We start from the raw sequence: 390 nt of genomic DNA, 5'->3' as shown, positions 1-390 counted from the left end.
ATGTATACGGACTGACGCCTGCCCGGTGCTGGAAGGTTAAGAGGACCGGTTAGCCCTTCGGGGCGAAGCTGAGAATTTAAGCCCCAGTAAACGGCGGTGGTAACTATAACCATCCTAAGGTAGCGAAATTCCTTGTCGGGTAAGTTCCGACCTGCACGAATGGCGTAACGACTTCTCAGCTGTCTCAACCATAGACTCGGCGAAATTGCATTACGAGTAAAGATGCTCGTTACGCGCGGCAGGACGAAAAGACCCCGGGACCTTCACTATAGCTTGGTATTGGTGTTCGGTTCGGTTTGTGTAGGATAGGTGGGAGACTGTGAAGCGGGCACGCCAGTGTTCGTGGAGTCGTTGTTGAAATACCACTCTGATCGTATTGGACCTCTAACC

At 52.1% G+C, this 390-nt stretch carries 1 rRNA gene; it reads left to right on the top strand.

Features of this window, described 5'->3' with window-relative positions:
- Nucleotides 1–390 (top strand): 23S ribosomal RNA (locus AC1DYG_RS20465); the annotation flags it as partial.

Source organism: Pedococcus sp. P1_H8 (assembly GCF_056405175.1).
Note: the sequence above shows the minus strand (reverse complement) of the source record. Positions and strands in the feature narration are given on the sequence as shown.